The sequence below is a fragment of the Enterobacter sp. 5-4 genome (assembly GCF_000612205.1).
GTDB lineage: Bacteria > Pseudomonadota > Gammaproteobacteria > Enterobacterales > Enterobacteriaceae > Enterobacter > Enterobacter roggenkampii.
In genome coordinates this window covers 355,371-369,821 of the sequence record NZ_JFHW01000019.1, presented here as the reverse complement: position 1 = coordinate 369,821, position 14,451 = coordinate 355,371, and the positions used below count along the sequence as shown (strand labels likewise).

General features: G+C 56.2%; 10 protein-coding genes and 1 tRNA gene. 4 read left to right on the top strand and 7 right to left on the bottom strand.

Annotation, left to right across the window (positions count from 1 at the left end):
• Positions 1–43: 43 nt before the first annotated feature.
• Positions 44–1,906 (top strand): bifunctional glutathionylspermidine amidase/synthase, encoded by a 1,863-nt coding sequence (gene gss, locus AA74_RS0112130; RefSeq protein WP_025912482.1) that lies wholly within the window; start codon positions 44–46, stop codon positions 1,904–1,906.
• Between the two features lie 52 nt (positions 1,907–1,958).
• On the opposite strand, the gene pgaD is transcribed toward gss, so the two are convergent.
• Genes pgaD through pgaA form a run of 4 tightly spaced genes read right to left on the bottom strand, consistent with a single transcriptional unit; the run spans position 1,959 to position 8,095 of the window.
• Positions 1,959–2,390 carry a poly-beta-1,6-N-acetyl-D-glucosamine biosynthesis protein PgaD gene (pgaD, locus tag AA74_RS0112125; protein WP_008499789.1) on the bottom strand — a complete coding sequence of 144 codons (432 nt, stop codon included), beginning with the start codon at positions 2,388–2,390 and terminating at the stop codon, positions 1,959–1,961.
• Positions 2,387–3,718, bottom strand: a complete 1,332-nt coding sequence (gene pgaC / locus AA74_RS0112120) for a poly-beta-1,6-N-acetyl-D-glucosamine synthase (protein ID WP_025912481.1) — start codon at positions 3,716–3,718, stop codon at positions 2,387–2,389. Before pgaC ends, pgaD begins: the two co-directional genes overlap by 4 nt.
• A complete protein-coding gene (gene pgaB, locus AA74_RS0112115; RefSeq protein ID WP_032667494.1) occupies positions 3,711–5,654 on the bottom strand; it encodes a poly-beta-1,6-N-acetyl-D-glucosamine N-deacetylase PgaB in 1,944 nt (647 codons plus the stop codon). Before pgaB ends, pgaC begins: the two co-directional genes overlap by 8 nt.
• 2 nt (positions 5,655–5,656) lie before the next feature.
• Complete coding sequence (gene pgaA / locus AA74_RS0112110) at positions 5,657–8,095, bottom strand: poly-beta-1,6 N-acetyl-D-glucosamine export porin PgaA (protein ID WP_025912479.1); 2,439 nt, start codon at positions 8,093–8,095, stop codon at positions 5,657–5,659.
• 672 nt (positions 8,096–8,767) lie between these two features.
• On the opposite strand from pgaA, the gene AA74_RS0112105 reads away from it, so the two are divergent.
• Together AA74_RS0112105 and AA74_RS1000000122905 are read left to right on the top strand one after the other, a co-directional pair.
• Positions 8,768–9,319 (top strand): LuxR C-terminal-related transcriptional regulator, encoded by a 552-nt coding sequence (locus AA74_RS0112105; RefSeq protein ID WP_050437743.1) that lies wholly within the window; start codon positions 8,768–8,770, stop codon positions 9,317–9,319.
• A gap of 257 nt (positions 9,320–9,576) precedes the next feature.
• Entirely contained in the window at positions 9,577–9,903 is a 327-nt protein-coding gene (locus tag AA74_RS1000000122905; RefSeq protein WP_039265473.1) for a hypothetical protein, read from the top strand.
• On the opposite strand, the gene AA74_RS0112100 is transcribed toward AA74_RS1000000122905, so the two are convergent.
• The 3 genes from AA74_RS0112100 to AA74_RS0112090 form a co-directional block, all read right to left on the bottom strand.
• On the bottom strand, positions 9,881–10,699 hold the full coding sequence (locus AA74_RS0112100) for a DUF4225 domain-containing protein (protein ID WP_023326053.1): 819 nt from the start codon (positions 10,697–10,699) through the stop codon (positions 9,881–9,883). The genes AA74_RS1000000122905 and AA74_RS0112100 overlap by 23 nt on opposite strands.
• A 543-nt stretch (positions 10,700–11,242) precedes the next feature.
• Positions 11,243–11,318, bottom strand: a tRNA-Phe gene (locus AA74_RS0112095).
• Positions 11,319–11,413: 95 nt separating this feature from the next.
• Positions 11,414–12,127, bottom strand: a complete 714-nt coding sequence (locus AA74_RS0112090; protein WP_008499781.1) for a DUF554 domain-containing protein — start codon at positions 12,125–12,127, stop codon at positions 11,414–11,416.
• A 182-nt stretch (positions 12,128–12,309) separates the two neighbouring features.
• On the opposite strand from AA74_RS0112090, the gene AA74_RS0112085 reads away from it, so the two are divergent.
• Positions 12,310–14,445, top strand: coding sequence for an ornithine decarboxylase (locus AA74_RS0112085; RefSeq protein ID WP_025912477.1), 2,136 nt, complete (start codon positions 12,310–12,312; stop codon positions 14,443–14,445).
• The last annotated feature ends 6 nt before the right edge of the window (positions 14,446–14,451 follow it).

The following is a 14,451-nucleotide window of genomic DNA, read 5'->3' as shown; positions in this document are numbered from 1 at the left end:
ACAACCCATAAAAATTGCCGCCTGCCTGTTTTAGGTTGGATACATGCGTAAAGGAACGTTAAGCAGTGATGCGCCATTCGGGACGTTGTTAGGCTATGCGCCCGGTGGCGTGGCGATTTACTCTTCAAATTACGGCAGTCTGGACCCGCGAAACTATCCGGAAGATGCGGATTTCCGCAGCTACATCGGCAACGAATACATGGGCCACAAGTGGCAGTGCGTTGAGTTTGCCCGCCGTTTCCTGTTCCTCAACTATGGCTTCGTGTTTACCGACGTCGGTATGGCGTGGGAAATTTTCTCTCTGCGCTTTTTGCGTCAGGTGGTGAACGATAACATTTTGCCCCTTCAGGCGTTTGCCAACGGCTCAAAACGCGCGCCGCGCGCCGGGGCGCTGCTGATCTGGCAAAAGGGCGGCGAGTTTCACGAGACCGGCCACGTGGCGGTGATCACCCAGCTTCTGGACGATAAGGTGCGTATCGCCGAGCAGAACGTGATTCACTCCCCGCTGCCGCTCGGGCAGCAGTGGACGCGCGAGCTGCGCCTGAGCGTGGAGAACGGGTGTTACACCCTCCACGACACCTTCAGCGACACGGAAATTCTCGGCTGGATGATCCAGACCGACGACACAGAACACAGCATTCCGCAGCCGGAAATCGACGGCGAACTGCTGAAAATCAGCGGCGCGCGGCTGAAAAACACACGTCAGTTCGACGGGAAATGGCTCAACGAAAATGACGCGCTGCAGCAGGCGTATATTCGCGCCAACGGTCACGTGATCAACAAAGATCCCTGCCAGTACTTCACCATTACCGAAAGCGCCGAGCAGGAGCTGATCAAAGCCACCAACGAGCTGCACCTGATGTACCTGCACGCCACGGATAAGGTGCTGAAAGACGACAGCCTGCTGGCGCTTTTCGACATCCCGAAAATCCTCTGGCCGCGCCTGCGCCTCTCCTGGCAGTGGCGTCGTCACCATATGATCACCGGTCGTATGGATTTCTGCATGGATGAGCGCGGCATCAAGGTCTACGAGTACAACGCGGACTCCGCGTCCTGTCATACCGAGGGCGGGCTTATCCTTGAGGAGTGGGTGAAAAACGGCTATCGCGGCAACGGGCATAACCCGGCGGAAGGCCTGCTGGAAGAGCTGACCGGCGCGTGGAAGCACAGCCACGCCCGGCCGTTCGTGCACATCATGCAGGACAACGATGTCGAAGAGGACTATCACGCGCTCTTTATCCAGCGTTCTCTGCTGCAGGCCGGGTTCGAGACCAAAATCCTCCACGGTCTGGGGGCGCTCAGCTGGGATGCCGCCGGACAGCTGATTGACGACGAGGGTCGCCACGTCAACTGCGTGTGGAAAACCTGGGCGTGGGAGACGGCGATTGAGCAGATCCGCGAGGTCAGCGAAACCGAATACGCGGCGGTGCCAATCCGCACCGGGCATCCTGAAGGCGAAGTGCGCCTGATTGACGTCCTGCTGCGCCCGGAGGTGCTGGTCTTTGAACCCCTGTGGACCGTTATTCCCGGCAACAAGGCGATTCTTCCGGTGCTGTGGCAACTGTTCCCGAATCACCGTTACCTGCTCGACACCGATTTTGAGGTCAACGATCTGCTGAAGCAGACCGGATACGCCGTTAAGCCGATTGCCGGACGCTGCGGCAGCAATATCGATCTGATCAGCGCCCAGGACGAACTGCTGGATAAATCCAGCGGCAAGTTTGTCGACCGTAAAAACATCTACCAGCAGCTGTGGTGCCTGCCGAAGGTCGACGGCAAGTACATACAGGTCTGTACCTTTACCGTGGGCGGGAACTACGGTGGGACCTGCCTGCGCGGCGATGACTCGCTGGTGGTGAAGAAAGAGAGCGATATTGAGCCGCTGATCGTGGTTAAAGATAAGTAGCTCTTACCCGCAATAAAAAAGCCCCCGCAGGGTATCCTGCGGGGGCTTTTCGTTACTGTTCTTCCTCTTCCTGCCCGTTGATCTTCAGATCGATGATGCGGCCAATCTGGTCATGATAGACCGTCAGCAGGTTGTACTGGCTCATCTCAGAGATGATCTGCGGTGAAACATTAAAGCTGCGGGCCAGCTCCTCCTGATGAAAATAGCCCGGCTGACGCCGCCTCGCGTGGGCCCGACGGCGATTGTACTGATACCACAAAATCAGCAGCCAGCCGTTGAGCGCGGCGAAGAGCAGGTAGAGCAGCACTGTATTAAAGGACGCAATAATCACGCTCCAGCGGTGGTCGCTCTCCTCGGTGAGCTGCATCCAGAGCCGGGCATACAGGAAAAACAGAAAGCCTCCCCACGCCACCAGCGTTAACGCGGCATCGAAAAGACGTGGCAACAGCCGATGTTCGGTCAGAATTAAGGTATTTTCGTTCATTGAAGGCTTCCTTTTCCCCGGTCCGGACTGATCCAGCGCGCGCGGGAGCGCTGGCGTTTAAGCATGACTTTTGGAAACGCGACGAGGGTGGTGAACAGGCCGATCATCCAGTACACCATCGGGAACCAGATCACCCAGAAAAGCGAGCTGGCCACCTGCCGTTCATAGCGCCGCTCGATGTACAGGCTGACAAGGAACTGCAGCAGGCACATCACCCCCAGCAGCAGCCCGGTAAACTCCGGTGGAAAGAGGCTCTCCACGGTCAGCCTGGCGGGAATCGGCGTGATATGGCTGAGGATGAACAGCAGCACCGTCATGGCGTACGCGAAGGCCCACAGCGTTGACAGGGCATATTCGAGAAACAGGGGCCACATGCGGTGATGCTCCCAGCGCACTATCTTGCGAAGGTTGACCAGAAACACCTCCGCACCGCCCTGGGCCCAGCGCAGACGCTGTTTCCACAGGCCCTTCAGCGTCTCCGGCATCAGGATCCAGCACAGCGCCCGCGGCTCGAAAAAGATATCCCAGTGGCGCAGCTGCAGCTTCCAGCTGATGTCGATGTCTTCGGTGATCATGTCCGGGCTCCAGTACCCGACGTCCGCCAGCGCCTGTCGGCGAAAGGCGGCGATGACGCCCGAGACGGTAAAGACCCGGCCATAGATCCGCTGCGTCCGCTTGATGAGCCCGATAATCGATGAGAACTCGCCCACCTGAATGCGGCCAATCAGCGTGGAGCGCGTGCGGATACGCGGATTCCCGGTGACCGCCCCGACGTGGGGATACTGAATCAGCGGGGCCACCAGATACGCTGCCGTATCGCGGTCGAGCAGGGCGTCTCCGTCAATGCAGACCAGCAGATCGCCCCGGGCCGCCGCTGCCCCGGCTTTGAGCGCCAGCGCTTTCCCCTGGTTTTCCGCGAGATTAATTACCCGCAGGCGCGGCTGCTCCTGCGCCAGCGCCTGCAGCACCTGCGCGGTGTTGTCAGACGAGCCGTCGTTGATGGCGATAACCTCGATATTTTCATACCGCTGATCCAGCGCGGCGCCAATCGTCTCCCGGGCATTTCGTTCCTCGTTGAAGCAGGGGATCAGAATGGAGATAAGCGGCTCACCGGCGAGCGTCGGGGCGGGCGTCTCTTTATCCCACGACCAGTGGCGTTCAAGCTGAAACCAGAAATAGAGCCCGCCGGTTATCCAGAGCACCGACATGAACAGCGGCCAGAAGAACACAAAATCCAGAATCAGCTCGCCGGTAAAGAGGGCGGCCACGCCTAACGGCAACCCGAATACCAGACATAAAATGGAAAAGGCGATAATGCGATCAGTCATTGTCAGGGTACCAGTACGAAGAAAATACAGGCCTGATGTGTGAGATATCAGGTTGGTTGTTGATAAAATCGTCGGGGTAGTAGGCATAGTTTTTGACGCCGTTCAGCTGGAGCACGCGCATCCACTGTGCCAGCTGGCTGTCGGAGACGGCGCGCTGCGGTTTCCGCTCCCAGTCCCGGGCCTGCAGCTCGAAAATGGTTTTATCGAGCGCGCCGGGACGCGCGGCGACCGCGTTAACCAGACGCGTCAGCCAGGCATCACTTTCGTCTGCCGGGACGGACTCCATCAGCGGCATAGCCATCGGCACCGTCCAGTCATACTCCGCCAGAAAATCGTCAAGATTCTGCGCGAACCACGCTTCGCTTTCGGGCTGCAGAATGGGCAAGGCGAACATGTTGCGCGCGGTTTTTATCTGCGGGCCACGGATATGCTTCACCGCGAGGCTCAGGGCGTGGGTAAACCCGATAAGCGTCTGGCTTTTCTGACGTGTTGTGCTCTGAGGGCCATCGTCCACGTCGGTCAGCACCGCATCGTCATGGAACAAGATCCCGTTGAAGCTGGCATAGCGGGCCAGATCTTCATAGAGATCCGTCACCTGCTCGCGCACCTGCGGGTCCCACGGGGAGAGCCGAATATAGGGATCGGTGGCTTCGCGTCGCTGGCCTGACGAGCGGTCCCGACGCTGCACGCGCGGCAGGGCAGGATCGAGATCGAACGAGAGCACCGGCATCCATGCGAAGACTTTCACGCCCGCCCGGGTTTGCAGCTGCCAGGAGACAAAATTAAAGAGATCGGCCCGGACCGGCAGCTGGCGGTTGGGGAAATAGAGCGCCTTGATCCTGCCGTCGCCCTGCGGGTCGGCAAACGCCTGCAGGAAAACATGGCTGATTTTCATGTCGTAGACCCGCTGGATCAGCCTGTTGATATTTTGCGTCTGCTGGGCTGGATTGGGATCGTAAACGTAGTCGAGATCGACGTGCATGACGCGCACGGGTTCGCGCTCCTGAACCTGGCTGACCGTACTGGCAAACGCCTTGAGCGAGGGATTGCCGGCGATCAGCAGCCGGGGGATGTTGCCCAGCTCCTGCACGTTCCCCAGCCCGTCCTCAAGGGTAAAGGCCAGCTGATAACCCTGCTGTCTGGCGATGGCGAGCGACGTGCCGTTGGCGGCGCCATAGGGCCAGACCCAGGCGCGCGGCGCCTTGCCCGTCACCTGCGTGATTTTTTCAGTCACTTTGCGAACGTCATCGCCGATCCGCTGGTTGAACTGCCGATCGGTTTCATAGCGGCCCGTCGCTTTATCGTAAAAGCGGTTGGCGATGGCGGGTTCGCGGCTGCCCTGCGGGTTGGCAACAATGCCGTAATGCGAGGCCCAGGTGTGCGACCCGATCTCAATCAGCGGAGACCGGCTGAGCTCGCGCACCATGTCCCACGTCGCGAAGCGATCGCGGGGCGTCATCAGGCCGCCGAAGTTAACTTTTTGATTTTCCGGCGTATCCACCCAGCTGCCCACCGGCGCCCAGAGCGCAGGGACGTTCCACGCCTGAAGCAGTGGCCAGACGCGGGTGTAAAAGCTGCTGTAGCCGTCGTCAAAGCTGAGCAGAACGGCTTTGGGCGGCAGCGTTTTTTTTCCGTCATGGGCATCCAGAATGTCCTGCACGCTGATGACGTGATAACCGTTGTGCAGCAGCCAGCCGATCTGCTCGTTTAGCGCGCTGGTGCGCACGGAGAGGTAGCGCTGATCGGCGGCATCGTCTTCGACGTCGTGGTAGGCCAGCACCAGAAACTGGTTCTGCGGCCAGGGTTTGCTCGCCTCCAGCTGCGGCCGCGCGCGGGGCGCAATAAACGAGAGTGCCTGCGCGCAGACGCTCGCGCTGAGGCAGAGCCAGCCGATGAGTATCAGGCTCGTGGAAAAACGTGTGTTCATCTTCATCATCCTTAAAAGCGTAAAGTCGCATCAAACGTGACGGAGAGGTTGCTCTCGCGTTTGCCGTCGTAAGGGCGCTTGTCCCAGTTCAGCATCACGCCGGTATCCATGACGTTGTTCCACTGAACGCGTTGTCCGTAACCCAGCAGAGCGATGGCACCAGCGGACTGATTTTTCTGCCAGTAGCGGCCGCCTCCCGCCACGAACTGCTGGCTCCAGAGGGTGTCGTAATGGCGATACATCTCATGGTCAACGGCCAGGGCGGCCGTCACGGAGAGATCCCGCGCCGGGTTGTAATAGAGGGTGTCCTGCAGGCTGTTTTTGCTGGCAGCGATCCCCGGCTCGAGATCCAGCGTCAGGGATGGGGTCTGCCAGAGACGCTCCTTGCCCGTGAGGGTGTATTCCTGTCGGCGGTTATGGTCCGAGAAGCGGCTGAGGGCGGCGCTGAACTGATACTCACGGCGCTCGTTTTGATACCAGCGCACGCCGCCTTCCCCCCGGTTGGCGCTGATCCCGTTGCGTAACGCCCGCAGGGGCGTGTTGCGCGACAGGCGCTCAAGGCTGCCGCTGACCTGCCAGCTATCGGTGAGGCTGTACGTCGTTGAGAGGCGAGCGCCCGGCTTGTTCGCGCCGTGATAGCGGTTGCTTGAGAGCTCGGCTTCGAGCTGGAGATCGCGTGGCCGCCATTCGATGCCGCCCAACAGGTGACGGCTGGTGCCTTTGCCTTCATCGAAATTGCCCTCTGCATAGCGGGTGCCGGCAAACAGCCGCCAGTTATCCGCTACGGGCGGGCCATAGAGCGTGGCGTCCCAGTTGAGGTCGTGCGTCCCACTGACAGGGTTATCGGAGTGCAAACCCTTGCTCGCGTTGAGGCGCAGCTCGGACATATGGTGGACGGTGCGGAGCCTGTCCAGACGCCTTGCGCTGCGATCGCGCGGCGCGCGGGCAACGACGTCGTCGGCCAGTAAATCCATCTGCCGCCACTCCTGCAGATCCATGGCGACGTAAGCCTGCTGCTGCTCAAGCTCCAGATTCGAGGGCTCCAGCGCCTCCGCCATTTTCAGCGTTTGCTCGGCCGCGCGCGGCAGACCTCGCGCCTGCAGCAGGGTAGCGTAGTCAATCTGCAAACCCTGATTGCCCGGTGCCGTTGTCGCCAGACGTCGCACCAGCTTTTCGGCTTCCGGCAGGGCATTCGTCGCCAGCAAATAGTTAAAACGGAGCGACTGACCGGTAAGCCACCGATCGTTCGGTTGAGGGGTCGGGGAACCGAAATCGTAACGGGTCCAGGGAACGTTGCGGGTGTGGCGCTCTGCATACCGGCGGGCGGACGGATACTCTCCCGTATCCAGCCAGGCGTAGAAAAGCGCGTGCTCCTCGTCCTGCGGATCGGATGCGTACTGCGGATAGCGTTGCAGAAGCGCGAAGGCGGCGGAAGCGTTTTTCTCCTGCAGATATGCGGAGATCACCCAGCCGATTGCCCAGCCCGGCACCGGATGCCGGGCTGCCGTCAGATCCTGATATTCGCTGATGACCTGTGGGTAATCGGCATGGGCATACAGCGCGCCGAGCCGGTCGATACGCGCAAGCACGACGTCTTCCGCGGCCTGCGGCTCGCTCTGCCAGCGAGACAGCAGCGCGTCGTAACGATTCAGCGCGGATTGCGCAAGCTGCAGGCGCTCCTTTTCTGTTCTGCCCGGCACGTCTGCAAGGCGAACGCTTTCGGCGGCGGCATTCAGCTCAAGACGACGACGCTCCGCGGGGGCTAGCGCCACCTTTTGTGAAAGCAGGAGCGCGGGGGTATTGACCCGGTTATCCGTTAGCGCGTCGACCCGCTCGCGGAGAAGCGCGTGATTTTCTGGCGCGACATACAGCGCGCGCGTGTCGGCTAAAAGCCGATCCCAGCTTTTTCCCTGGCGTAGCCAGACGTATGCCAGCGTCTGAAGATGCGCCTGAGAGGGGGCCTCCGCCACCAGCCGTCGGGCCTCCTGAAGGGCAAGCGTATCTTTACGGGCATCGGCCAGGGTTTTGATGTAGCCGATACGATAATCGTCGTTATCCGGCGCAAGGCTGCGCGCTTCTTTCCAGAGCGCCAGAGCGGGCTCCCACGCTTTCTGATTTCGTCTGGCCTGCGCGACAGCCGCAACGCCGCGGGCGGGCAGCGGCATATAAATGCTGTAGCGCTGCCAGACCTGAATAACCTCGTCATCATGACCTGCCCAGGCAGCCACCTGTAACCAGTCCGCAACGTGCTCAGGCGTCAGGGCATGCTGCTGCTGATAACGCTGAAGATAATCGAGAAACGACGTGTAATTACCGTTACGCGCCTGTTGAATCTGTTGCTCATAAACGGATTCCGTCGCCTGAACCAGAACAGGAAAGAGTAATAACAGAAACAATAATGTTGGGGTGCGATAAAAGAATAATGTACTGAAGCGAAGCGATCTTTCCATATCTATTTGCCATTTGTTTATCATGAATCCATTGCATAACACGGCTGCCTTTTAACTCTGCGTTAAAGGCCATAAATGAGAACATTAAATCTGAATGCAGTAACGTTAAGGGGTACTTACTTAAAGGTAATTATGGCGCCTCATCTTAGTGGACTGGATGGGAGGTAATGTACACCCGATATGTTGCCCGATAAATATGCTGAAAAGCGGCTGTGTCGTTTTGAGATAATTCTGTAATGAGCAGATTTTTGTGTTTATTTTGAATTGAGTGATTAATTGTAATTAATTGAAATATAATGGTTTTATTTTTATTGTGACAGTTTTGTATATATTTTTAATGACGCTTGTCAGCCTCAATTAAAGTACTTTCTGGTGCATGTTTGGGAAGTTTCATGACAAAAATTCTTAATGTTTAGAGAAGTGACTTTTCTGCGATTGTTTTTTATTTATAATTAAAGACAGACATTGAATGATAGTCTACAGGAAGTCTTACTCATCAATGTGTGTATTGAGGGATGTCTAAAGCCAGAATACATCTATCGTTAATATAACAGCGCTATAAAACGAAGGCGGTCTTCTTTTCGCAGGATCGTTCTTGCTTTAATCTAAAAGGGATGGTTAGTGGCAACTTCAATAGTGTTAGTGACTCAGGACCGCTACCTTGTCAGGGGGATGCGGATATTTTTTCCGGATATTATCCTGCTCGATTCGATTGACAGAAACATATTTGATAACGGTGCAGATGAATATTCTGTATTGATTGATAGTCGTGCGCCGCTCCGTCTATATGATTATCTGATACGCCATCCGGCCAGAACGAAAAAACCGATCTGCTGCGTTATGCTTGATATGCGCCATCGCGAGGAGAATCTGCTCAGTATGAAGCTGTTTATGAACACGTCGCTGACGGCGCCGGACATGGCCTCGCTGTTTAACCTGGTGCTCAATATGAAGGGCCGTCGCCTGACCACGAAGTGGCTGCTGAATTTACGGCTGAGCACGCATGAAACGATCATGTTGCGGTTGCTGAGAGCAGGGATGTCAATGGAGGAGATTGCAGGCGAGCTGAATACGTCGGTGAAAAGTCTCTATCGCAAACGAATGGCGCTCTCGGAACGGCTGGGGGCGGAGAACTTCAACGAGGCGTGTTTGTTTATCTTCAAAAACAAACTGCTGGGCGCAGGTGGGAACGATCCCTGGGTTGGGGAGAGATCAAAAGCATAATTGCGGGCGGTATTCTGGGTTTGAGAACGCTGGATGAGGACAACTTCCTGGCCTTGGGTTTGGATTTACTCTGGCTCAAAACGACACAAGGACGTTGTCATGGACACGATTGAAGAGTCTGGTCACCGCCACTGTAAGATATCTTCAACTATTTGATATAAATATAAATTTGACAAATATCGACAGGTAGCGATTTATCCGTCAAATTCAGTTAAACTTCGTCACATGTTTCAGTGAGTTATGGGATGGTTAGTAGAATGACCAGCGAAGAAGCACTTTTAAAATCAGGTTTTAGTAAACGAGATCTTCAAAAGCTAAAAAACAATATCGAGAATTACGGTGGTTCGTTTGATAGCGTAACTCATGATCTGGCCAATCGTTTTAAGGCAATGAAGTGGATAACTATTATTGCCTTTATCATACTGGCTTTAACTCTTTTACTTGCATCCAGGGATACAAGTCTGACACTTGCGCTCACGTTATTGATTGTACTACCTTTTATCTGGTATATAACGCCAGCAAAACTTGGCTACAAATCCTGGCGTTACCGTAAAATGCTGACTAATTCTGAGACGGGTCGCTGACGGACAACAGATCAAAAATAATCTTAGCTTTCACGCCGTAACCTGCTATTTTCATTGTAAGCTGCGGGCGGCTCAATGTGCTCACCTTTCGGTAATAGTCTGTGGGTAGATAACGAAACAGTCGCCAGGTACCAGGTCGCCGTAACAAGCCAAAAATGGTATACGCATTAGCGGCCAGTGAGATTGATTTGTAGACACCTAAACCATTCTCACGACTAAAGCCCATAAACTCAGCTGTAGACATCGCGGCATTCGCGACCAGCCCTTCACTGGTAGTGTTGTTCGTTGCGTAGCGAGCCACTTCTTTACTGATGCTGTTTGCCCCGTCAGTAACCAGAATCGCACCAGCAAGAACTCCGAGAGGGGTCATCGTGCCAATCAGTGTAAATCCTGCGGCTATTTCAGCACCGGCCAGGACAACACTAACTGCCGAGATAACATACCCAACAATTTTGTTATTCTCTCGGATGAACTCGACTTTCGCGTAAAGCTTCGCTGCCTTCGTTCGTAATAAACGAGCTTGTTCCAGGAGGTTATAGTTTTCTTCTCGAAGTATTTTAACGCAGTCCATGCATTCTTTATCTGATTTAGCCTGACGAGCTAGCGTAAACTGTTGTTCTATGAGGTCCCGAATTTCCTGAATGAACTTCATTCGAGTCAGACCATCGCTGAGATGAAAAGCCGACAGAGTGTTGGCTGTATTTACCAGTTTCCTGGCTTCCATATTCACCATCGTTTCCGCCCAGGCTTTATTTCTTCCACCTGATTGCATCATGTTAAGCAATGCTGCATCCATTGTAATTCCTCTCAATTGCTTTACCGGCGTCTGTTTAGACTGATAAACGGCTCCCTCTGACTGCCATGCGTGCCAACGCATGCACAATATAGTAGCAATGTGGTTACGGGGTCTGAAGCAGAAGTCGCTTTTTGCAGCTACACACCTCGGCCTACTAGACGGCTTTCACCGGGCATCACCGAAAGTATCAGGCCAGATTTTTGCTCAATGGCATCAATGAGAAGCCCGTTCTCGCTTGAGTGGCCGCTGTAGTAGGGAAAGGGCAACACCAGCGGAAAGCCAGCCGTTTTTGTCGGGAATTTCACCATCAATCAGGCCGGATGTGCAGCACGACTGGACGTTTTCGGAGGCCCTGGGCAATCCGGCATGTGTCCACTGTATAGTAGGTGCCGTTTCGGTCTTTGGTAGGCTTTATCATAATGCCCATTTTGTACCACCGGGAAGCGGGGCCGGAGGAAAGATAAGAGGGGTAACTACTTATAAACCAACAAGTTGTTGACTCAGAAAGCAAAAACCCGCCACGAGGGCGGGTTCTTTAAATAGTGGTGCCCGGACTCGGAATCGAACCAAGGACACGGGGATTTTCAATCCCCTGCTCTACCGACTGAGCTATCCGGGCAACGGGGCGCATTAAACCCGATCTGCCCGGTGTCGTCAACGAAAAATGTTGTTTTCGTTACGGACTGCGCAATCTCTCACCATTTCGCCGCATCCTTAAGCGAAAAAGTGCGTCCAGAGCGCGGAGAGCGGCATGGCGAGCAGCAGCGCGGGCAGCATGTTCACCACGGCAAACATCTTGATCCCACAGATGCGCAGCCCTGTTGCCAGCAGCAGCAGGCCGCCGACGGCGGTAAAGTCTGCCATCATCGCCGGCGTAGTGAGCGGGAGAATTAACGTGGCGCAGGTAGCCAGTGCCAGCTGGATAAGCAGCATCGGCACGCAAATCGCCGCGACGGCAATGCCGAGCGTGGTGGCAAAAATGGTGGCGGTGAAGAAATCCAGAAACGCTTTTGCAATCAAAATGCTCGGGTCGCCCGTCATCCCTTCCTGCATCGAACCGAAAATCCCGGTGCCGCTGGCGCAAAACAGAATAATGATGGCGACGTAGTTCTGAATAAACGTCTCGTGCGTGCCGTGCTTCGCCTTGCCCGGTCGGGCTATCAGGTTTTTGGCTTTGCCTACCGCATTATTGATGCCTTTTTCCAGATAGCAAAACTCGCCAATCAGCGCGCCGAGCAGGGTGGCCAACACCATCACCGGCAGGTTGGCGCATTTGACCACTAACAGAATACCGATCCCTAACGAGGCCAGGCCGAATATCGAGGGCATGGATGAGCGGATACGCTCCGGCAGCCGCTGGCTCAGCACTGCGCCGAGTACGCCGCCCAGCAATACGGCTCCTGCGTTGATAAATGGCCCGATAACCACGCTTAACTCCTGTTATTTAATCATTGATATTGCATTATTATGGCACGTCAGCGCTGCGCGGGCCTTAGCTTTGGGTGATATAAGTGCATACTGATTCCTTCTTGCACCTCAAAATAAAAGGTGACATTATTGCGCGAATTTTCTCCTCCCTGTCTCACCGTTCGGTGAGGGTAATTGCGCTTATGAAAACCATGAAAATCGCCGTCAGCCGCGAGCTGCTCTCAACGGTGTCTACGCATCGCGAAAAGGTGACGCTGGACAGCACGGATTTCACCGATGTGGCAGCCGTCGTCATGACGACGACAGAGAGTCGCAGCGGCATCCTTGCCTTGCTGAAACGCACGGGCTTTCATTTACCGGTGTTTATTTTCTCTCAGGAGCCAACGGAGGTGCCTGACGGCGCCACCGCGGTCATCTCGGGTAAAGCTCAGGAGTTTCTGGAACTGGAGACTGCTGCCAGCCGTTACGAAGAGAACCTGCTGCCGCCGTTTTTCGACACCCTGAGTCAGTATGTGGAGATGGGCAACAGCACTTTCGCCTGTCCGGGCCACCAGCACGGCGCGTTTTTCAAAAAGCATCCGGCAGGGCGGCAGTTCTATGATTTCTTCGGTGAGAACGTGTTCCGCGCCGACATGTGCAATGCCGACGTGAAGCTGGGCGATCTGCTGATCCACGAAGGGTCCGCCAAGCATGCGCAAAAATTCGCGGCGAAGGTCTTCAACGCGGATAAAACCTACTTCGTGCTGAACGGCACGTCGGCGGCCAACAAGGTGGTGACCAACGCGCTGCTCACCCGCGGCGATCTGGTACTGTTCGACCGCAACAACCATAAATCTAACCACCACGGGGCGCTGATCCAGGCGGGCGCCACGCCGGTTTACCTTGAGGCCGCACGTAACCCGTTTGGCTTTATTGGCGGGATTGACGACCACTGCTTTGACGAGGCGTATCTGCGGGACCTGATCCGCGAGGCGGCGCCGGAGAAGGCCGACGAGCCGCGTCCGTTCCGCCTGGCGATCATTCAGCTTGGCACCTACGACGGGACGATCTACAACGCCCGTCAGGTGATCGACAAGATCGGTCATCTGTGCGACTACATCCTCTTTGACTCCGCCTGGGTGGGCTACGAGCAGTTTATTCCAATGATGGCGGAAACGTCCCCGCTGTTGCTGGAACTGAACGAGAACGATCCGGGCATTTTCGTGACCCAGTCGGTGCACAAACAGCAGGCCGGGTTCTCGCAAACGTCGCAGATCCATAAAAAGGATAACCACATTCGCGGCCAGGCGCGTTTCTGCCCGCACAAGCGGCTGAACAACGCCTTTATGCTGCATGCCTCCACCAGCCCGTTTTACCCGCTGTTCGCGGCGCTGGATGTCAATGCGAAAATCCACGAAGGGGAAAGCGGGCGCAGGCTGTGGGCCGAGTGCGTGGAGCTGGGCATTGAGGCGCGCAAGGCCATCATCGCCAACTGCCATATCATCAAGCCGTTTATCCCACCGGTGGTGGCGGGGCGGCCGTGGCAGGATCATCCGACGCACGCCATTGCCAGCGAGCTGCGCTTCTTCAGCTTCGAGCCGGGGGCTAAATGGCACGGATTTGAGGGCTATGCGAGCGAGCAGTACTTTGTTGACCCGTGCAAGCTGCTGCTGACCACGCCGGGCATTGATGCCGAAACCGGGGAGTACACCGATTTCGGGATCCCGGCGACGATTCTGGCGCACTACCTGCGTGAAAACGGCATCGTGCCGGAAAAATGCGACCTTAACTCGATCCTGTTCCTGCTGACGCCTGCCGAAAGCAGCGAGAAGCTGGCGCAACTGGTGGCAATGCTGGGGCAGTTTGAGCAGCATATTGAAGACGACACGCCGCTCGCCGACGTGCTGCCGACCATCTACCAAAAATACCCGGTGCGTTACCGCGACTACACGATCCGTCAACTGTGCCAGGAGATGCACGATCTCTACGTCAGCTTCGACGTGAAGGATTTGCAGAAGGCGATGTTCCGCAAGGAGAGCCTGCCTGAGGTGGTGATGAACCCGCAGGATGCCAATCAGGCGTATATTCGCGGGAACGTGGAGCTGGTTCGCATACGGGATGCCGAAGGGCGGATTGCTGCCGAAGGGGCACTGCCCTATCCGCCGGGCGTGCTGTGCGTGGTGCCGGGTGAAATCTGGGGCGGGGCGGTACAGCGTTACTTCCTGGCGCTGGAGGAGGGCATCAACCTGCTGCCGGGCTTTTCGCCGGAGCTGCAGGGCGTGTACAGCGAGAAGGATGCCGACGGGATTAAGCGGCTGTATGGATATGTGTTGAAGTAGACTCTC

Bases quoted from the DNA above. Each gene is read 5' to 3' on its own strand.
- AA74_RS0112105 (WP_050437743.1), top strand. From the start codon at position 8,768: ATGCGGATATTTTTTCCGGATATTATCCTGCTCGATTCGATTGACAGA.
- pgaC (WP_025912481.1), bottom strand. From the start codon at position 3,718: ATGACTGATCGCATTATCGCCTTTTCCATTTTATGTCTGGTATTCGGG.
- pgaD (WP_008499789.1), bottom strand. From the start codon at position 2,390: ATGAACGAAAATACCTTAATTCTGACCGAACATCGGCTGTTGCCACGT.
- AA74_RS1000000122905 (WP_039265473.1), top strand. From the start codon at position 9,577: ATGACCAGCGAAGAAGCACTTTTAAAATCAGGTTTTAGTAAACGAGAT.
- pgaB (WP_032667494.1), bottom strand. From the start codon at position 5,654: ATGATGAAGATGAACACACGTTTTTCCACGAGCCTGATACTCATCGGC.
- pgaA (WP_025912479.1), bottom strand. From the start codon at position 8,095: ATGGAAAGATCGCTTCGCTTCAGTACATTATTCTTTTATCGCACCCCA.
- AA74_RS0112100 (WP_023326053.1), bottom strand. From the start codon at position 10,699: ATGGATGCAGCATTGCTTAACATGATGCAATCAGGTGGAAGAAATAAA.
- gss (WP_025912482.1), top strand. From the start codon at position 44: ATGCGTAAAGGAACGTTAAGCAGTGATGCGCCATTCGGGACGTTGTTA.
- AA74_RS0112085 (WP_025912477.1), top strand. From the start codon at position 12,310: ATGAAAACCATGAAAATCGCCGTCAGCCGCGAGCTGCTCTCAACGGTG.